14 protein-coding genes, 1 pseudogene and 1 CRISPR repeat array are annotated in these 20,612 nt (G+C 52.0%); all 15 genes and pseudogenes read right to left on the bottom strand.

Going from position 1 to position 20,612, the window contains the following annotated elements; genetic code table 11:
- Positions 1-13 precede the first annotated feature (13 nt).
- A complete protein-coding gene (locus ACFER_RS04015) occupies positions 14-1,183 on the bottom strand; it encodes a hypothetical protein (protein WP_012938140.1) in 1,170 nt (389 codons plus the stop codon).
- A 346-nt stretch (positions 1,184-1,529) separates the two neighbouring features.
- Positions 1,530-5,481: direct repeats of the CRISPR family, unit length 31 nt; unit sequence ATTTCAATCCACGCCCCCTTGCGGGGGCGAC.
- A gap of 121 nt (positions 5,482-5,602) precedes the next feature.
- Positions 5,603-5,893 (bottom strand): CRISPR-associated endonuclease Cas2, encoded by a 291-nt coding sequence (gene cas2 / locus ACFER_RS04010; RefSeq protein WP_012938139.1) that lies wholly within the window; start codon positions 5,891-5,893, stop codon positions 5,603-5,605.
- A 4-nt stretch (positions 5,894-5,897) separates the two neighbouring features.
- The gene (gene cas1c, locus ACFER_RS04005; protein WP_012938138.1) at positions 5,898-6,929 is read right to left on the bottom strand and encodes a type I-C CRISPR-associated endonuclease Cas1c; all 1,032 of its coding nucleotides are present in this window, start codon (positions 6,927-6,929) and stop codon (positions 5,898-5,900) included.
- Positions 6,926-7,600, bottom strand: a complete 675-nt coding sequence (gene cas4, locus ACFER_RS04000) for a CRISPR-associated protein Cas4 (RefSeq protein WP_012938137.1) — start codon at positions 7,598-7,600, stop codon at positions 6,926-6,928. The genes cas1c and cas4 overlap by 4 nt, the downstream gene beginning before the upstream one ends.
- A complete protein-coding gene (gene cas7c, locus ACFER_RS03995) occupies positions 7,597-8,493 on the bottom strand; it encodes a type I-C CRISPR-associated protein Cas7/Csd2 (RefSeq protein ID WP_012938136.1) in 897 nt (298 codons plus the stop codon). Before cas7c ends, cas4 begins: the two co-directional genes overlap by 4 nt.
- On the bottom strand, positions 8,493-10,268 hold the full coding sequence (gene cas8c, locus ACFER_RS03990) for a type I-C CRISPR-associated protein Cas8c/Csd1 (RefSeq protein ID WP_012938135.1): 1,776 nt from the start codon (positions 10,266-10,268) through the stop codon (positions 8,493-8,495). Before cas8c ends, cas7c begins: the two co-directional genes overlap by 1 nt.
- Positions 10,265-10,918 carry a type I-C CRISPR-associated protein Cas5c gene (gene cas5c / locus ACFER_RS03985; protein ID WP_012938134.1) on the bottom strand — a complete coding sequence of 218 codons (654 nt, stop codon included), beginning with the start codon at positions 10,916-10,918 and terminating at the stop codon, positions 10,265-10,267. The genes cas8c and cas5c overlap by 4 nt, the downstream gene beginning before the upstream one ends.
- Before the next feature lie 31 nt (positions 10,919-10,949).
- A complete protein-coding gene (locus ACFER_RS03980) occupies positions 10,950-13,136 on the bottom strand; it encodes a CRISPR-associated helicase/endonuclease Cas3 (protein WP_012938133.1) in 2,187 nt (728 codons plus the stop codon).
- 649 nt (positions 13,137-13,785) lie between these two features.
- A complete protein-coding gene (locus tag ACFER_RS03975) occupies positions 13,786-14,838 on the bottom strand; it encodes a helix-turn-helix domain-containing protein (protein WP_012938132.1) in 1,053 nt (350 codons plus the stop codon).
- Between the two features lie 16 nt (positions 14,839-14,854).
- Positions 14,855-15,151, bottom strand: coding sequence for a type II toxin-antitoxin system RelE/ParE family toxin (locus ACFER_RS03970; protein WP_041666105.1), 297 nt, complete (start codon positions 15,149-15,151; stop codon positions 14,855-14,857).
- 411 nt (positions 15,152-15,562) lie between these two features.
- Positions 15,563-15,850 (bottom strand): annotated as a pseudogene (locus ACFER_RS03965) (UTP--glucose-1-phosphate uridylyltransferase); the annotation flags it as partial.
- Between the two features lie 176 nt (positions 15,851-16,026).
- Positions 16,027-16,581, bottom strand: a complete 555-nt coding sequence (locus ACFER_RS03960; RefSeq protein ID WP_012938130.1) for a hypothetical protein — start codon at positions 16,579-16,581, stop codon at positions 16,027-16,029.
- 2 nt (positions 16,582-16,583) lie between these two features.
- The gene (locus ACFER_RS10795) at positions 16,584-17,786 is read right to left on the bottom strand and encodes an AAA family ATPase (protein ID WP_012938129.1); all 1,203 of its coding nucleotides are present in this window, start codon (positions 17,784-17,786) and stop codon (positions 16,584-16,586) included.
- 580 nt (positions 17,787-18,366) lie between these two features.
- A complete protein-coding gene (locus tag ACFER_RS03950; protein ID WP_012938128.1) occupies positions 18,367-19,869 on the bottom strand; it encodes an oligosaccharide flippase family protein in 1,503 nt (500 codons plus the stop codon).
- The gene (locus ACFER_RS11355) at positions 19,856-20,530 is read right to left on the bottom strand and encodes an O-antigen ligase family protein (RefSeq protein WP_148213919.1); all 675 of its coding nucleotides are present in this window, start codon (positions 20,528-20,530) and stop codon (positions 19,856-19,858) included. The genes ACFER_RS03950 and ACFER_RS11355 overlap by 14 nt, the downstream gene beginning before the upstream one ends.
- Positions 20,531-20,612 lie beyond the last annotated feature (82 nt).

Raw genomic sequence — 20,612 nt, 5'->3', positions numbered from 1 at the left:
TATACCGCTCCCTTTACAAAATATTCACCACGAACCCGGCCAGCACCACAGAGGTGATGGTCACCGTCACGAACCCGGCCACCAGCATCTTGGGCAGCAGATAGTTCAGCAGGGCCTTCCGCTGTTCTTCCGTTTCCCCCATGGCTGTGGCCACTTCCTGGGAAATCAGCATGGTGGTGGGGAACCCGAAGGTGCAGGTAATCCCCAGAGACACCGCCAGGGTAAAAGGCATACGGAACAGCCGGCTGCAGAGAGCCGCTGCCACACAGAGCCCGGCCACCCCCAGCACCGCCGACCAGATAAGCGGCGGCAGTACCGAAAGCACCTGCTGGGGCGTGGTGGCTCCCAGGTTGGAAAAGATCACGATGGTCACAAAAAAGATGATCAGCCCGCTGGACTGGGTCTTGCCCAGGATTCCCTTATCCAGGAACCCCAGAGCATAGAACACCGTTCCCAGGATCAGGCACATCACCAGGTAATGGATATGGCCCCCGGTAAGTTTGGCTGCATAGAAAGACAGGGTGGCCACCAGCCCCTGCTTGGCCAGGTACACCGACGGCTTGTCCAACACCGAAGGCATGGCCAGAGGCTTTTTCCGGGCCGCCTGTACCGCCTCTTCACTGGCTTCACAGTTCCGGCGGACGAATTCTCCGTCTTCCCGCAGCTGCCGGGCCAGATGCCGGAGCGCCACCGAAGCGATGGGGATCCCGAAGAACTTCTGGGTCACCAGCAGTACCAGGCAGAAGGTCCCCACATAGGCCAGACCCTTCTCCTTGGCTGCCGCCAACATGATCAGGGTAGCCGCGTTGCCCCCGGCAAAAATAGGGGATCCGGCAATGGCGATCTTGGGATCCATGACAAAACCGCCCACCAGGATAATGGCTGCCACCGCAAACACCACACACAGGATGGAAGTCACCACCACTTTCCATTCCTGCTTCAGTTCCGCAAAATCAATGGTGGTCCCCATGGAGACGATCAGCATCCCCACCACCCCCATGCCAATGCCCGAAACCTGGGCATCCTTGATGATGGACTGAGGCAGGATCCCCGACCAGAACCCCGCCAGAAGGATCACCGAAATCCCCAGCACCGTAGAAAGGATGGCCCGGGTGCGCATGGCGATCAGCTCACTGACCGCATAAATGCAAAAAAGCACCGTCAACGATACAATACTTCCCATAACTTCCCCTCGTTTCTTCTACTGGAATACACTTTGTTCCAGTAACTTGTAAGCATGAGGCTATTATAACAGATTTTTGTATACAATTTCAATCCACGTCCCATTGTGAAACGGCACAGACTGTAGGGGGCGCAGGCCCGGCGCCCCGCCTAATCCCCCGTCCCTCCGACACCAACGCCGTAGGGGGCGCCGAAGGCAAACCCATCCCGGCCACCCGAAGGGCAAAAAGCGTCTATACCCATCCACCTGCGAAGGCTCCCCGCCGGATTACCATACGAATTTCAATTTACGCTCCCCCTTGCGGGGGGCGACCTTGCTGGGACGCAGTAATCAGATCTGTATCAGAATTTCAATTCACGCCCCCATACGGGGGCGACCGATGTAGCTCGGGTTTTCGTCGTAGCTCACTGCATTTCAATCCACGCCCCCATACGGGGGCGACAAGGCAAGACGGCTTTTGGCGATGCTGCCGTCGTGATTTCAATCCACGCCCCCATACGGGGGCGACTCATACCGGCTAACATGACTATTCAAGCGGCCAATTTCAATCCACGCCCCCATACGGGGGCGACCTCGCCGTCCATGTTTTCAATGTATACAATTCTCAATTTCAATCCACGCCCCCATACGGGGGCGACGCATCAGGAAGATGGTGTTGATGTTTCTCTTCAAATTTCAATCCACGCCCCCTTGCGGGGGCGACTTCATGCTATCACCTCACGCCTATATTATACCATATTTCAATCCACGCCCCCTTGCGGGGGCGACGACCAAAATGGGCCAATAAAACCATCAAAACAATATTTCAATCCACGCCCCCTTGCGGGGGCGACTGGTGCGAAAATGAAAGGTATCCACGGGGCCCTGCTATTTCAATCCACGCCCCCTTGCGGGGGCGACGCATTGTGACCTTATGGCTACAGCCTGCCCTGGAATTTCAATCCACGCCCCCTTGCGGGGGCGACCAGCCGCAAAGGATGCCCCCGCCATCGCCCCAAGATTTCAATCCACGCCCCCTTGCGGGGGCGACTGATGTCCACAATCTCTTCTTTATTCGCCGCCAATTTCAATCCACGCCCCCTTGCGGGGGCGACCTTATGATCCATAAGCCAAGCTGCGTGGTCAGCGGATTTCAATCCACGCCCCCTTGCGGGGGCGACCCAATCCATGCTCCACCAGCTCAGCCTATGGGAGATTTCAATCCACGCCCCCTTGCGGGGGCGACGAGCCATTCACCAGTGAGGCGATAGCCGCCACAACATTTCAATCCACGCCCCCTTGCGGGGGCGACGATACGGCACCATTTTGGCCGGTGGCCGCTGCCTGATTTCAATCCACGCCCCCTTGCGGGGGCGACCAATTTTTTCCAGTTCCGTTACCAAATCGGTAACGATTTCAATCCACGCCCCCTTGCGGGGGCGACAGCGCTGCCTGGCACGGCTGCCGGTTCCGCCGTGATTTCAATCCACGCCCCCTTGCGGGGGCGACTGGCGTGGTCATTGGCCACCCCGGCCCAGGTTTTAATTTCAATCCACGCCCCCTTGCGGGGGCGACACCACTTCATTGGAATTGGTGGTAGCTTTTATGGAATTTCAATCCACGCCCCCTTGCGGGGGCGACGTGAATTCTACTATGCCCTGTACACCTGGTTCCAGATTTCAATCCACGCCCCCTTGCGGGGGCGACCATCAGAGGGGTGGCGCATAATGTCGAATAATGAATTTCAATCCACGCCCCCTTGCGGGGGCGACGACAAGACGTTGACCGGAGGCGGGACTGCTGCCATTTCAATCCACGCCCCCTTGCGGGGGCGACGATGGTGGCGCCTGCCTTGTCCCAGGTGGTGGTAGATTTCAATCCACGCCCCCTTGCGGGGGCGACCCAAATACAGCGATGCCCCGAGCTGGAAGAATAAATTTCAATCCACGCCCCCTTGCGGGGGCGACCGCATAAAGAAGGGAGGGCTCTAAATGACCCTCGACATTTCAATCCACGCCCCCTTGCGGGGGCGACAGGATGCTGCCAAGTACTTTAAGGTGGACGTCCTATTTCAATCCACGCCCCCTTGCGGGGGCGACGACGCCATCCGTGACCTGCATACCCAGGAAGCGGTGATTTCAATCCACGCCCCCTTGCGGGGGCGACTCCCAACACTCCGGACGGCTTTACCGTCGACTTCGATTTCAATCCACGCCCCCTTGCGGGGGCGACCCTACGGGGAATTTGCTCATAAACTCTCTGTCGATATTTCAATCCACGCCCCCTTGCGGGGGCGACTGCCGGGGATAAGGTGACGGCGGCCAATATCACAATTTCAATCCACGCCCCCTTGCGGGGGCGACTGAAGGGAAGCGGCATCCAGGCCCACACGGTGGAGATTTCAATCCACGCCCCCTTGCGGGGGCGACTGTCACAAGAGCCTGGACCATGAGCAGGAATGTATTTCAATCCACGCCCCCTTGCGGGGGCGACAGGATTTTCCCGTCCTGTTCCTTGACGATGGTCCCATTTCAATCCACGCCCCCTTGCGGGGGCGACCCCGCCCTAGCTGCTTTATTTGCCAGCGTGGACAAGATTTCAATCCACGCCCCCTTGCGGGGGCGACTGTTCTGGATGGCGTTTACAATGGTCAGTCCGGCATTTCAATCCACGCCCCCTTGCGGGGGCGACAGAATCGCGATACTGAACCTTCATCGCATCACCATTTCAATCCACGCCCCCTTGCGGGGGCGACCCATCCAGGGATTTCTTGGCGCCGCTGCCGGTCCGATTTCAATCCACGCCCCCTTGCGGGGGCGACTGTCCAGGCGCGTTGCAAGGATTAACACTTGTTTATTTCAATCCACGCCCCCTTGCGGGGGCGACACATCTACGCCCACCTCCTCTTTATACCAGGTCTATTTCAATCCACGCCCCCTTGCGGGGGCGACCGGAAAACACCGCCACACTCTCTGCACGCCCGGAAATTTCAATCCACGCCCCCTTGCGGGGGCGACCAACTACCGGGAACTGCTGATGATCTACGGGCTATTTCAATCCACGCCCCCTTGCGGGGGCGACTAGGCTTCATCGGGAAGGGCCTGGTGGATGAAGATATTTCAATCCACGCCCCCTTGCGGGGGCGACTGCTGCTCTCGTTTTTCAGCTTTTTCAGGGCGGATTTCAATCCACGCCCCCTTGCGGGGGCGACTTAATCAGCCCTTCTAGCATGGTAACAATCATTACATTTCAATCCACGCCCCCTTGCGGGGGCGACCGGATTCCCCTGTGATTCGTGGAAAACCGGCGAAATTTCAATCCACGCCCCCTTGCGGGGGCGACTTGCTCCTTCCTTAACTCGTACCGCGCCCGAACCAATTTCAATCCACGCCCCCTTGCGGGGGCGACGGTTGAATCGCCGTTTTGCAAAAATCCCATTGCAGCATTTCAATCCACGCCCCCTTGCGGGGGCGACCACTGGGTCGTCAATCTGAATCAGCTTTAACAGATTTCAATCCACGCCCCCTTGCGGGGGCGACTGCTTGACCAACTCCTCGATATGGGATCCCATGATTTCAATCCACGCCCCCTTGCGGGGGCGACCGATGTACATAGCGGATAAGTCGCCCGTAGCAGATTTCAATCCACGCCCCCTTGCGGGGGCGACTCTGAGAGTGGACAGCACGCCGGGGCAGATGGTGATTTCAATCCACGCCCCCTTGCGGGGGCGACGGAGAACAGCTTCAACCTGCTCTATGTGCCTGGGATTTCAATCCACGCCCCCTTGCGGGGGCGACTATAATCCAGTTCCGCATTGCTGGGCAGCTCATGATTTCAATCCACGCCCCCTTGCGGGGGCGACTGCCCCGCGGGTCGCCTTCCTCGTTGTAGCCAGGGATTTCAATCCACGCCCCCTTGCGGGGGCGACCAATCGCCGCAAGGGATGCCGCCAAAGCGAGCCAATTTCAATCCACGCCCCCTTGCGGGGGCGACATAATTTCAACGTTTGATAAACCTACTTTATCCAATTTCAATCCACGCCCCCTTGCGGGGGCGACCACTGGGTCGTCGATTTGAATTAGCTTTAACAGATTTCAATCCACGCCCCCTTGCGGGGGCGACTATATACGTACCCTATATATATGTGGGAAATGTAGATTTCAATCCACGCCCCCTTGCGGGGGCGACGCCTGCTGCTCCTGCCAGTTTTCCGGTTCCAGAGATTTCAATCCACGCCCCCTTGCGGGGGCGACGGGCATCGCTCAATGACATGTACGTCCGGTTCCAGATTTCAATCCACGCCCCCTTGCGGGGGCGACTGTCAGACGGGACAGCTTGAGTGCATCAAGCGCTTCCGTCTTTTTTCGCGAAAGTCAGTTCACGGATCTCCCAAGCCCCATTTTCCGGTGCTTGTTCCTTCTGTTTGCTTCCCCTTCGCGCTTACAGCACCATGGGAGCTTCTGGGTCATAGGTCCTTTTGGCTCCCAGGTGCTGGATTTTGTTCTGATATGTGTTTCCCAGGTTGTAGAACCGCAAGCTGTCGTGGTCTTTGTCGATGAGGGCCTCCAGTTCTCCTTTCAGAAGGACGAACTGGGCCTGGTCCAGCAGGCATTCGAATACGGAATTCTGCACTCTCTGTCCGTGGGCCACACAGCATTTGGCCACTTTCCGCAGCCGGGCTCTTCCAGCCGGAGTTTCGGTATTTACATCATACGTTACCAGGATCAGCATTGTTTCACTTCCCCAAAAATGCCGGATACCCATCCAGATCTTCTCTCAGCCATTTGGCCAGGAGCAGAGCCTGGACATAGGGGAAAAGTCCCCAGGGTATCTTTTCCTTCAAAAAGGGATGTTCCAATTTTTCCTGCTTCCGTTCCTGCCATCGGGTCAGGAAAATCTTTCTTCCCTCTTCGTTCATCAGGACAGCACCGGTTTCCGTCTTTTTAAAGTGCTTTCCGGTAAGGCTCCGGGTGTTCACCAGGGAAAGGACGAACCGGTCGGCAGCCAGGGACCGGAATTCCTCCATCAGGTCCAAAGCCAGGGATTTTCTCCCGGGCCGGTCCCGATGGAGAAATCCCACACTGGCATCCAGTCCCACTGCTTCCAGAGCATGGGCACAGTCGGCAGCCAGCAGGGTGTAGGCAAAGGAGAGCAGCGCATTCATGGGATCCAGAGGCGGCCGTTTGTTCCGTTCCCGGAAGAAAAAGGTCTTTTTGTCCCCCAGGATCAGCTGGTCAAACAGGGAAAAGTACACATGGGCGGCATTCCCTTCCACACCTCTCAGCTGGTCCCCGTCTTTGGCCTGCTGCAGATCACGAAGTGCCCCTTTCAGGATCTGGATGGCTTCCCTGAACTGTTCCCCGTTTACCGACAATGGATGGTCCCGGAGAAACCGCATCAGGGTAACCCTGGCATTCCAGATTTTCCCCGTCAGGAACCACTGGGCCAGTTGAAGACTTGCCTGCTCCTGATCACTCTTTCGGTACTGGGCCTTCCGCAGCAGCACATTCCCCTGCCCGGTTCCGCTGACCCGGGCAAGGAATTTCCCCTGGGGCGTTAGGAATGTAAAGCCGATGTTCTGTTCCGCACAGGCCCCCAGCAGGGCTGGTGAGGCTCCTTTATAGCCGAAGTAGAAGATGCTCTCCAGGTTCAGCAGAGGGATCCGCTGGACCACATTCCCCTCCCGCCAGGCTGTCAGGTTCTGGTTATCCAGGGACAGGTAGAGATCCTCCGACAGGATGAACAGGGTATTCAGCAGTCGTTTCATAGACCCTCCTCCTGGAACCGTCCGGCGTAGTAATCGGCTACCGTTCCTGCCTTCTGCAGTTTGGGCAGACACAGGTCTTTCAGAGAACAGCTGGTGCAGGCCCGGCTGGGTTTCACCCGGGGAATGTACCGCCGCTCATAGTATTGGTGCATCTCCGCAAACATATCCCGCACCTGCTGCCGCAGCTCTTCCGTAATGGGAATGTCCCGACGGTGCCGGATGGCATGGTAGTACAGACAGCCCTTTTCGATGGAGCAACCCAGCATTTCTTCCAGACAGATCACCTGGGCAGCCAGCTGGAGGATGTCGCAGTCATCTGATTTGTCCTTTCCCCGCTTATATTCCACCGGCAGAACTTTCCACAATCCCCGGTGGCCGGCCAGACGGGCGCCTTCTTCTCCCGGTTCCGTCTGGGTGAATTCCACCACATCGCAGATGCCCGAAGCTCCCAAGGTACGGGAACTGATCCGCAGCCCCCGTACCGTCATCACGCCTGCCCGTTTTTCCACAAACCGGTCATTGTGAGCATTTTTATGGATCAGCTGGCCTTCTGCAGTCAGCCGGTTTTCCGCCCACTGCTGTTCAATGTGGATCAACGCCCACTGACGCCGGCAGAAGACGAAATGCTGGATCCCTGAGATCATCAGGTACTCCTCTTCCCTCCAGGTCATACCATTCTCTGGCAGGCAACCCCTTCCGGCAGATTTTCCGTATCCACGGTCACCTGATAATCATGGTAGGAACGGGGGGCTTTCCGGGGATCCTTCTTCTCCACTTTCACCCGTTCAAACAGCTTGTAGGAAGGCGCATTGCCCAGTTCCGAGTCATGTTTGAACACAATCAGTTCCCGTACGGCCATATTGCCCCGGGCAGCGGAATGATCGTTTTCGAACATGTTGATGATGGCCTGCCACAGCAGCTGCAGATCTTCCTCGGAAAAGCCCGTGGATTTCCGGGCCAGGTTGGCGGATACATACCCTTCCACCCGGTACAGGCCGTAGGGAACGATGTATTTCCGTCCCATTTCCGTGCTCCGGCCTTCTTCCTGCCGCTTGGTCGTGGTGATGGCCACCCGGGTGATGGTGATTTCCTGGGGCATGATGGGATCGATGCTGTGGGCAAATCCCAGCTGTACAGGCCCCCGCACCTGGCCGCAGCTGAGAGCTCCTTTCACGAAGGTGGTCATCACAGCCCCAAAGGTACGGATATCATAGAAATTGCTGCACATAAAGTCCCGGATCTTCCGGTCCGCTTCCGGATCCTTCTTTTTGTCGATTTTCTTTACATCTTCCACGCCCAGATATTCCAGGGCCTTCTTGTCGTTCACTTCCAGAGGAACTGTTTCCCGCACATAGATCTGGTATCCGGGCTGGTCTTCTTTGGCTGCTTCCACATAATTGCGGATTTTCCGTTTCAGGCATACATCCGTCACCAGACCCAGCCCGGTTTCCGGGTCCACCCGGGGCATGTTCCCGGCATCCGGATCCCCATTGGGGTTGCCGTTTTCCACATCGAAAAGCACCACGAAATCATACCGGTTGCGAATTGCCTTGTTTTCTTCCATTATGCCTGTTCCTCCTTCTTGGTATAGCGTGCCTGGGTTTCCTGATAATACCCCAGGATGAACATCCCCTGTTCGTCCAGGGTCAGACGGCTGGGAATGGGATTTCCTTCATCGGGCACGGTGATTTTTTCCATCAGGCTGCCCAGCTTCTTCTGGGCGATCACCGCCAGACCCTTGTTGGTCCGGTTCAATTTGTTCAAATGGGCATTGGCCAGTTTCAACAGCACCGGAAACACCGCTCCCGGTGTGGCACAGGCCGCATTGAAATACCGGTCCTTGATGGTTGCGCTGACTTCGCTGGAATCTTGCTGCAGTCCTTCCAGCACGGCAAACATCCGGCCCAGCACATAAGGAACTGCCTTGCAGTTTTCATTGACGTTCATGGTAATTTCTCCACCCCACTTTTCCTGATGATTCTTCAACAGATAGGCTTTCACAAAGGCCGCTCTGGGATAACTGATCTTTCCGTCTCCGGAATCCGCCTTGATCCGCAGCAGGAACTGCCGGTACATGGCTTCCGGATAGGGCGTATCCTGGAGGATGCTCCGCAGCAGGCTCCCGGCCAGTAACGGGGAAGCCTGGCTTTTGGTGGCATTGGGATTCACCGATTCTTTCAGAAGCCGCCACAAGGGCAGAAATGAAGCCTGTTCCCAGGAAGGCTGGACAATTTCCAACCGTTTCTGATGCTTCTGGAGATGCTGCAGGGTGACCCCGAAGGTATTCTGCCAGAAGAACCGGACGGAAAGCCGGGCCGCATTGGGAGCCAGCCCCAGTACATAAAACGGTTCATCCGGCGAAAGGGTAATGCCGTCCACATCGGCGGCCACACCCTGGAGCATTTTGTCCAGCACCGCTTTTACGGTTTGTTCCCTGTTTTCCCCGGTTCCCGACGGATTCAGAAAATTCATGTACACCTGCTGATACAGCGGTTCGGCCGATTGGGCCCAGAATACCACCGTAGTATCCCCGCAAAGAAGACTGTTCCCCTCCCGGATCAGCTGGTTCAAGGCAGTGGTATAGGCAAAGGCCGCATATTCGCTGACCGGGGCATTCAGTCCCTGATCGTCAACATGACCAAAAGATTCCAGAGACGGTGCATTGAAAGAAACCAGTGCCGCTCCGGAGGACTGAGCCCCTCTCACATTTTTGATGTTGGGATGGATCAGGGCGATTTCCGCCACCTTGTCCGTCACCAGGCACTGTCCTTTTTCGCTGTTCTCTCCCCCGCCTTCCTTCTTATACTCCATCCAGCGCCGGCGGATTTCCGGATCTTTCTGAGCTTCCTGGCCATTGACGGAAAACACCAGCCCTGAAGCCCCCACAATCGCATCCCGGTTTTGTTGGAACACCGGATTCTCTTCCGCCTTTTCCGGCTGCCAGCTGTCAAAGAATTTCAGGATTCCTCTGGCCACCGGCGAATCACACCCATCCAGCAGCTGATGATGGAAAGCCCGGGAAGCCTCAAAACACTGCAGGGACCGCTTGGGCTTTCCCTTGCCGTCCACACCGAAAAAATAGGAGGAATTGTCATACAGGAAATTGGGCCGCACGCCGCTGGACCGTTTGAACACTTCCGGAACCTGGAGCAGGGAATCTGTCAGGGCAGTTTTCTTGCCCCGCTGGACTTCATTCCGCAGGGACAGGATTCCCAGCAGCTTCCCTTCTTCATCCAACTGGATTTCCGCCGATACCTTGGCTACACTCCAGCCCGGTTCCTCCACCTTTCCCTGTTTCAACAGGGTTTCATAATATCTCACCAGTGCCTGCAGGATCATTGGTGCACCTCGCAGTTCCGGAGATCAAGGACTCCATTGACCAGTTTCGCCCGGAAAAACCGTGGGGTGATGTTCTGCAGATTCCGGTAATCCATGTCGTAGAGCATCAGTCCCAGATCCTGGGTAATGGGATAGGGCTGGATTTCCTCGTCATCCTCCACCAGCCGGAAAGAAGCCGGAAATTCCCGGGTGCCAAAATACGGCTGGTGGTAGCACTGGCCTTTCCGGGCCCGGCGGGTGAGCATTTCCCGGAATTTACCGGGATTATCCGAAGCATTGGCTTTCTCCGTCATTTCAAAATGAAGGGTAATGCAGTAATGGACATTTTTCAGCACCGTGGAAGCCCGCTGCATAATGTCTTCATGGGTTGCCTGTGCCAGCAGCTTGCCGCCCCGGGCACCGGCCAGGACCGTACTCCCGGAAATCTTGCTTTTCAGTTCATTTCGCCGTACATTGGTAAACTGGATGGGGCTCAGCACATCGATTTCATCGATCACATACCGCAGCCCCGGATGCCAGAATATGGCTTCCACCAGTCCCCGGGCAGCCGAGGGAGTCATCACATCGTAACTCATCCGCTCCCCTTTCAGTTCCGGCCGGGTAAAACAGGCGTACTTCCCCCAGCAGTCGATTCTTACTCCATAACTCATGGAACCACCTCTGTTTCTCATTGATATCTGGTCAGGAAAACAATCCCCGTCCTTCTTCCGCCTGATAGGTAAGACCGGTTGCTTCCTTATATACGGACAGATCCCTCAGCACCGCCATCTGTTCGTCCAAAGCCTCCGTGACCCCATCCGCCAGCATCTGTTCATACAATCCCGGCTGAGGACCGTTCTGGGACCATACGCTGACCATATAACGGCCGGCCTTCCGCAGCAGCTGCCGGGTACGGATACCGTACTGGAGCTGTTGGATAATCTCCTGGGCTTCCTTATTCCAGGGAATCAGGACATTTTTCGTATGGTCTTCGATCAGTTTGAACTGTTGACCGATGGTGGCATATTTCCCGTTGCCAGATAATTCAACAATTTTCTTTTTATCCAATATAGCATCTTTTGCATGATAAAGCCAGTCAAAGTACTTGGCAATGGCTTCCGGCGCTGCCAGATCCGGGAATTTCTGCTCCACCATATGGGTGCTCTGCCGTTCCTGTTCAAGAAAATGGGATTTCCGGCTGTTTTCCGTGGCGAAAATATGGACCAGGCTGTCCTCTGCTTTGCGCTTCCCTTCCCGGTTGCACCGGCCGGCCCCCTGGATCAGGGCGTCCACTCCGTTTTCCTCCACATAGACCACCGGGAAATCAATATCTACCCCCACGGAAATAATGCTGGTGGAAACCACCCGGCAGGGTTCTCCCCTTTTCAGTTTCTCCTTCATGGCATGGATCACCTGCTGCCGATGGGCCGGACACAGGTTGGTAGAAAGATAGAGATACTCTCCCCGGATCCGGCTGGCGATTTCCCGTGCCTCCCCTTTGGTCAGGCAGATGCACAGGCTCTGAGGCTGGGCATCCAAGGCTTCCGCCACCTGGTCATAGGATAGCAGCCCTTCATTGACCAGTTGAGTCCGTTTGAAAAAATCATAGAGGCCGGGAATGTCTTCCATCAGCTCCTGGGGCTTTCCCTGCAGGAACTGGTCCAGCCTTGGCTGGGTGGCACTGCACAAAAGGGCCGAACAGGAAAAATGGCGGACCAGGGCTTCCAGACTCCGAAGCACCGGAATCATATACTCCACCGGGAACATCTGGGCTTCATCGAACAGCAGGATGCTGTTGGCCACATTGTGGAGCTTCCGACAACGGGAAGACCGGTTGGCAAAAAGGGATTCAAAGAACTGGACGTTGGTGGTCACAATCACCGGCGCGTCCCAGTTTTCCGTGGCCAGCCGCCGGGGGTCCATCTTTTCGTCCTTGTCTTCATATTCCACCTGACTGTGGTGTTCAATGACGTTTTCCTCCCCCAGGTAGGACCGGAGGATGTCCGCCGTCTGTTCGATGATGGACGTATAGGGAATCACATATATAATGTGCCGCTTCCCGCAGGTTCTGGCCTTTTCCAGGGCCCAGGCAAAGGCAGAAATGGTCTTGCCGCCCCCAGTGGGTACCGTCAAAGTATAGATCCTGTCTTCCTTATCCTTCCCCTTCTGGATGCACCGCTGGAGGATTTCGCACCGTTTCCGGTTCAATGCATTTTGCGGATGGAAGAATCCCTTTTCCTCCAGGGCAGAAAAGAACCGTTCATGGAGCTGCTCCAAAGAAGCAAAACCGCCCCTCTGCACCGCACCTCCCTGCATATAGGCTTCCGTATCCAGAAAATCTCCATCCACCAGACAGGAATACAGCATCCGCAGCCAGAGCCCGCAGCCAATGAAATCCATCTGCCCCTGGCTCTGGAAATCAGAGATTGCCTGTTCGATTCTCTGGACGGGTTTGGGAGCCTCCAGTTCCTGCTTCCAGGCAGAGCAATCCGGAACTTTTTTCTTCACCCGCGCCGAAAACGTATTCTCTCCCGGCAAATCCGTCGGTGAACCCAAATCCGACAGCCCTGCATGGTGTCCGGCGATGCAGAAAGCTTCCATAGAGGAAATGAGATTTCCGTTCCCCGCCAAAAGCTGGGCCCCGGCTGTAGAATGATCCACCCGGCCATGTTTCTTCCCCAAAAGATAATTCTGGAAATCTGCAGAATACTTTCCCACATCATGAAGAAGCCCACACTGCCGGGCCGCTTCTTTCATTTCCGGAGTGGGAGCAAACTCCTCCGCCAGCCGGGACACCTGCCGGAGATGATCCAGCAGAAGCTGAGGAGCTCGTTTTCCCTCCGGATCCAGGTGAGCCAGATAGATTGTTTTCGCCAAAGAATTCGTCAAATCCATCCCCTCCTTTTTCTCCCTCAACTATACCACACCAGCTATGTAAAAAAACTCCCAGTTTAAAAATAGTTCCTCAATCGTTGTATCCATCATCCGGCTCCAATGCCGTAAAGGAGAATCAAGACCGGCAAAGCCGTGTCGCCCGATGCGCCCGTTTCTGGACAAACTGACAAGCCCGCCCATCCGTTAATCTCAAACCGCAAAATCCTCGAAAATCGTTGTATCCAGCATCCGGTTCCAATGCCGTAGGAGCTGCACGCCGGGCAGCTCGCCCATCCGTTAATCCCACACCGCAAAATCCGCAAAATTTGAGGTCAGAAAATAGGTTTACCTCAAAAATCGCGATTTTTGAGGTAAGACAGTTATCTTGATATTTCTATAAAAAAGGCATCGCCCATAAATAACAATACAGAGTCAGGCCACCCGTATAGGCAAACACCGCCTCCCGCTCAGCATCTCCCGTCTCACGCCAAAGGATGCCAGATGCCGGGCATCTGCCTTTGAACAAAAAAATCGGAGGCCGGGACGGACTCCCCTCCGGGAAGCCCCTACACCGTCTCCGTCGAACTAATGCTAACAACGATATTCTCCGCCTGGTCAACGCCCTGCAGAGTGTGGCCCATGTGGGCCGCACTCTCCTATCCAATTAAACTCCGTATTTACTCTTATACTGATTATACATGTGAAAAGGTATCATTCCGTCATGCTGCAACCTGCCAATTACGATTCCTGCTCCAATTCCCTGTTCATCAGCAAATTTCTTTATTTTTTCAATGGAAAATAATCTCTCGTTATAAAACTTTCTAATTGACTCCCTCGGAATCAGTAAATCAGCGGCCATGGCATTGGCACTGGCTTCATCCTCTTCAGAAATGCCTTTTTCCTGATAAATATGGCCCAACAAAATATGGGCAATTTCATGAAAGAGACTGAACCAGAAACGATCTGCATCTTTGCCCCGCAAACCAATCCCCAGGACGACTTTATGGTTTTCTCCCTCAAAGGTAATTCCATGAAGGAAGGAGCCTCTTACTTCTGGCAAAAAAACCAATGCCACACCACAGCCTTTAAACACATGAATAAGTTGTTCTTTAAAATCCAGACTTATCTTGGCTGTGAGTCTGCGAATTTCTGTTATAACCTTTTTCATTTTTTCTTTGCTAAACGCAGCCACGTCCATGTCCCGAGCTTGTCGTTTGGCCAGCTGAGCCAAAGATAAAAGAATATAATGGCTTTTCTCCGTATCTCCCATTTTTCGGCAGGCAATAGGTGTTAGAGCCTGGTTCTCTAAAACCTGTAAACGACTTACTTCAAAGAAGCGGCAAAGGTCAATGACTTCCTGCCCTTTTTTACGGGAAGGTTCATGCCCCAGCCATCTGCAGATATCCTTATAAGGATATCTCTTTGCAACACTTTCTTCCTGCTCCAGCTCTGTGTCTCTTCTGACCTTTACCAGTTTCTCCTGATAAATAGCTTCCAGTTTATTCCAAAAAGAAGCAGGGATTCCCAGGACCAATTCTAACCGTTCAGCCACATCCGGCGTTAAATGCACATCGCCATTGATTAGCTTGCTGATATGTTTTTCCGACATTCCCATACGGATAGCAAACTCTTTTTGAGTCATCCCCCGATCTACAATCTGTTCCTTTATTGTAGCTCCTGGCGGCGTTGCAATGTAATGTCTGCTTTCCTCCAACACAATGATCACCTCCTCTTCAATGGTAATCCACAATTTCCATAACCATAACAATCTGGATTCCTGATTCCACTTCCTTGAAAATCAACCGATATGGCTGTGCTAAATCCATGGCATACTGTCCTTGACGATTTCCGCTCAGCCCATGGCACCGACCAATATGATTCAATATTAATTCTTGAATGGAATCTGCAGCCTCCAATTGATCTATTCTTAAATGAAGCTTACGCGCCATCTCGTTGCCATAAGAAGCCCGCGCTGTCTCTGCATCTGTGCATATCTTCTGCAATTTCTTGTTCTTATACCGGACATCCAACACGTCACCTCATTTACCTCTAAGGTTAATTTTACTTTACCATATTTTTTCAGAATATGCAAGAGTAGAAGAATAATACCAGATGCTCCCACATCTGCCTTTGAATACAAAAAACGGAGGCCGGGACGGGCTCCCCCGGGAAGCCCCTACGCCGTCTCCGTCGAACTGAGGATAACAATGAGGTTCTCCGGTTCACCGGCAACCTCGTCCACTCGATTGAAGAAACGCCATCCGCCCTCAACGCTGTAGGGGTGCGCCGCAGGCACGCCCTTCCCGGCCACTGGCTGTTTTGATCCGACTGGAATTGGCGATTTTAACCCGACTCTAAGAAGGAGCCTGGTTCCATAACCACTTAGCCACCTAATCCCTTAACCACGTTCTTTTCCCTCGGAATCCCTGTTTCGTGGGTGGTCACAGCTGAACATTAACAAGTTCCCGCAGATACTCCCGGAACCCCGGCCCCAGGTCATCCCTTCTCAAAGCAAATTCCACCACAGACTTCAAATACCCCAATTTATCCCCGGTATCATACCTTTTCCCCTGGAAATTGTACGCATACACATGCCCCATATGGGCCATGACCCGCAGGGCATCCGTTAGCTGGATTTCCCCTCCTTTGCCAGGCCGGGTTTCTTCCAGGATATCGAACACTTCCGGGGTAATCACATACCGCCCCAGAGCCGCAAACCGGCTAGGCGCCATCCTTCTCCCCCAATGGCCCGCTTAATCGATCAAGCTCCCTATTTGCTCTTATACTGATTATAAGTCCGGAAAGAAATCATTCCGTCATGCTGCAGCCTGCCAACTACAATTCCAATTCCTTGCCGATGCGCAAATTCTTTTATTTTCTCAATAGAAATGTTCCGCATTATTTTTTACTTCAACAAATCATACCATGTCAACTCGTTCTTGAATTTTCGGCTGTCGGAGGCACTTTTATATTCTAGACAGATTTTTTTGAAATCTTTAACTGACGAAAACTGTTGTACAAAGTTTTCGCCATTTTTTACATCCATCTTGAACATCTGCCTGCAAAAAGCTGATACATGGAGTTTTGGATTTTTTGCCCGGGCACTTTTCCATTTCTCAATACAATGAGCCTTATGAACCAGAAGAATCTCGATTTCCGGACTTGTTACTATCTTTATTACCGGAATTTCATTCCCCATGCAATCTTTCCCCACTGACCATTTCTCTCCATGAGAATCACAAACATAAATTATGGCAACCGGCCCACCATAATCAAATTGGGTCGCTGCTCGTAGTATTTTAGGTCGGGTACTTTTCGTTCGTGCTCTGCAGAAATCAAGGGAATACTGCTTTTTGGGGAAATCGATTGCGTCCGCTTCAGCCAGCCATTTTACAATCGCTTCTTCATTTTTTCCTTCGCATACGAAAAATAAATATGAGTACTGATCCAAAGCTGACAATGCTATTCCCCCTTTCTTACAAAATCAGCAATTACGTTTTTGGCAGCCTGCAAATCCTGGAAACGGGGCGCTGTGCCACCAATGGCATTTTCAAGAATCACTCTGCTCTTTGACAGCTCATTTCTCTTGATCATATCACTATAGCGAACACAGCTGCAGAAATTCTCTTTATCTCTCCTGGTAATATAAATATTATCCATTCGATCCATAGTATCCAAAAGCTCAGGGTAATGAGTAGAAAAAACCAGACAGGCTCCATAAGGATTGGTCCGAGTATCTGAAAACAATTCCATAAACCATTCCACAATCTTTTTATTGAAATGGTTTTCTATCTCATCAATAAAAACATATCCGCCGCTTTTTAGCGCACCCAAGATCACAGGGCCAAGAGACAAGCCTTTGATAGTTCCTGCTGAAAGAAAAAACAGCAAGCCAGAAGGATCTCCGCCATAAACTTTTCTTTCCTGGTTTTTAAAAAGCAGTTCCGATTTTACTTTACCATCTTCCCCTTTTGTAATGTTCAATTTCTTGATATTGGGATCAAAAACATTTAGAAAGAATTCAGGAGGTGCTCCTCTGAATGCAGCAACGTTAATATTCGTCTCAAGACCCAGAGGATGAATGTTCTCCTTTATATCCTTTATTTTTGAGGCAATACTGTCATCATCTTGAAGGTAAGGTGAATCCATCAATATCTGAGAGCGGAGGGAAGATTGACTCTTTGCAAAATCAAACAAAGTTTTACGAGTAACCGAAGAAAAGCTCTTTTCCTGCAGAATCTCTTCCTTATACACAAATTTTAATTCCCTGTTAGGTTCTTCTGCCGTTATTTGTTCAATAATCTCGGATTTCAGCCGATACATACGACCCCTATGCAGAAAGAATACTTCCCATTCAAAAGGTACATGACTGGAAACAACTTTCACCAATTTACTTTGGATTGCAGGCATATTGAGGCTTTCATGTCTAAACAAAACTTGGGCTACAACAGAAAGCATTTCCAACACCGTTGTTTTCCCTGTGGCATTCAGTCCCGTAAAGCCCATAAGGACCTGGGAATAGATACCAGTTTTCAGTTTAAATGCCTTTAGAAGAGTATCTGGTTCATTAGGAGATTTTCGAACAGAATTCCCATTGGTAAAATCAACAACCACGCCCTCCTTAAAAATAGCTTCGTTTCTAAAAATGACTTTAAGCAGACGCATATATCTTCCTCCCTTCTGAATTCAACAACTCCTTCAACCATCTTAAAACCATAAAGCCATTTTACACTTGTACTTTATTAGACAATAATACCACGCAATGCGAATTAAAACAATATTTTTGTTTTAATTCGCATTGCGTGGTTGGATACCAGATGCTGAGCATCTGCCTTTGAACGTAAAAAACAGGAGGCCGGGATGGGCTCCCCTGCGGGTAGCCCCTACTCCGTCTCCGTCGAACTGAGGATAACAACGATATTCTCCGCCTGGTCAACGTCATTGCATGGCACCGGCCGTTTAGCCGGCCCACATTCGTCGGTTCAACGACATCCCCGTCCACTCCGATCGAACAAACAACATACGACCCCAACGCTGTAGGGGTGCGCCGCAGGCACGCCCTTCCCGGCCACTGGCTGTTTTAATCCGACTGGAATTGGCGATTTTAACCCGACTCTAAGAAGGAGCCTGGTTCCATAACCACTTAGCCACCTAATCCCTTAACCACGTTCTTTTCCCCTTGGAATCCCTGGGTGGCTCAATTTTGGGCAATCACGTGACTTACTTTTTCGTTGACATTCACTTCTCACTTAACCTTCCTCCCAATCCCTCGCACCTTCTCCTTTTCATCCGGGCTCATGGCCATAAAATACACCACGGCTCCATAAAGCACCGTATATCCCAGGATTTTAAGAAGAAAGGCAAGTTTTCCGGTACCGGGAAACACATGATCCACTCCATATCCCACAACCAGACACAGCCCCACACTCAGACTGATCCGTCCAATCTGTTTCCAGAATTGAGGAATATCCAGACCGATATATTTTTTGTAGAAATAATTCATCACCACACCATTCCCCATGAGCATGGAAAATCCAGTGGCCACGGCACATCCAATGCCGCCGTACTTCATGCCCAAGGGAATAGCCAGCACCAGATTCAGCACCCCGGTAAGGAAATAAATCTTCGCCCGGAAATCATAGCGGTTCATGGCCTGGAGAATGGCCAGGCCGATGTTCTGGATCAGGTCGATGGTAAAAGGCAGAATGATCAGGATGGTGATCCAATAAGAATCCTCAAACCCCTTACCGGCCCACAGCTGGATAAACTGCCGGCCGAAAATAATGAAACCGGTAGCCACCAGTGCCAGCAGATAATACTGCCAGCGGCCGATCTGAATAAATAAAGCAGACAGCTCCCTCATTGGTTTTCTCTGAGCCACCATTTCTGTGATATGGGGCAGATAGACACCGGAGATCGCTGTGGATAAAGCCATATAATTCATATAGATCAGGGAAGCGATGGAATACACAGCCACTGCCGCCGTCCCCTGCACAATCCCCAGGATGATCTGATTGGTCTTCCAGAACACCTGATCAATCAACGTTACCACAAAAACACTTAGCGCCAACTTCTTAAAATCACGGAACAAATCCTGGTTCCAGTAATGGAATCGGATGGTAATGTGCAGCCTGACAAAACAGTAGTAAATCCGTGCCAGAATCAGCCCCACATTCAGCACTGTCTGGGCCACTGCTACTGCCATGGCCGTAGGATACTTCTGGAGAATCAGAATGACCAATGCCGGTTGCAGAATCAATTGTACCGTTTCCAGGCCCTTCAGGAACAGAAACCTTTCATGGGCATTGATCACTGACCGGAACACCATGGTGGAAAGGCTCACCGCAATGTTGAACAGCAGCAACAGGAACATCTGCCGGGCTTCCTGTAACTCCCCTGCCGTCATACTGGCCCCGAAAATCCCATCCAGGTTCCAGTAACAGATAATCCCCACCAGCAGAGAAAGAGCCGTGGCACCCCCATACCCATACAGAGAAATGGCCAGGATGTTCTCCATTCCCACCTTGTCCTTCAGCGCCTTGTACTTGGTATAAAACCGGGTAACCGCTGCCGTCAGCCCAAAATCCATGATGCTGAAATAGGCAATCAGGGACCCGATCAGCTGATACAGGCCATATTCCGATTTGCCAATATAGTGCAGGAGAATGGGGACGTAGAGAAAGCCAACGATAGCGTGAAGGGCGATATTCAGATAGCTGAGTAAGATACCAATTTTACGTTCGTTCATTTTGTTCCTTTTTATTGGGAGATACAATCAAGGCATAACCAAGTCCCATGAGAATCCAGTAGCTGCAAGTTATATTTAAATTATCACCTAAACCCGAAGCCATAATCCCAGCTAGAGAAATAAAGAAAAAAATATATTGTTCCCATTCCCTCTGCTCGTTAGTCAATTTTATCCGCTTTAATAACATAAATGCCGGAAAAAGGGAAGGTAATAAATAGATCATTAAGCCAAGAATCCCTGTTTCTGCGAAACGAGTACAATATTCCCCCAACGCAGGGAACCCTGATTTCATAATTCCCTTTTCCCTTTGGTTTTTCATCCAATATTGAACCTCAGAGTTTGATTTTCCCTCATCTGATAGATAATCAGGTATATAGGCATTTCTTAACGATTTCCCAACGCCCAATACAGGATATTGTTTACCTATAGCGATGCTAGCTTCTAGGATAGAAAATCGAGCCCTATTGCTTCTCTTATTTTTGTTGGCTAAAGATCCTAAATTATCTTCTAAATAAGAAGCTACTTCTGTATTGCCTTTATTGCCATACCCATAGAATTTCCTGGCATAAAACTTAATGAAAACGTTGCAAGCAAAAATGTTATCAATGAGACAATAAGAATAAAAATTGTTCGTTTTAAAAATGCCATCTGTTTTCTCCACAAAGAAAACAACAGTAATAAAATCTGTTCCCCACTAAAAACTACATTTGCGGTTCTAGCCTTTGTCAAAAAAAGTCCATATG

Source organism: Acidaminococcus fermentans DSM 20731 (assembly GCF_000025305.1).
GTDB lineage: Bacteria > Bacillota > Negativicutes > Acidaminococcales > Acidaminococcaceae > Acidaminococcus > Acidaminococcus fermentans.
The sequence above is the reverse complement of the archived record's forward strand: the minus strand, read 5'-3'. Positions and strand labels throughout refer to the sequence as shown.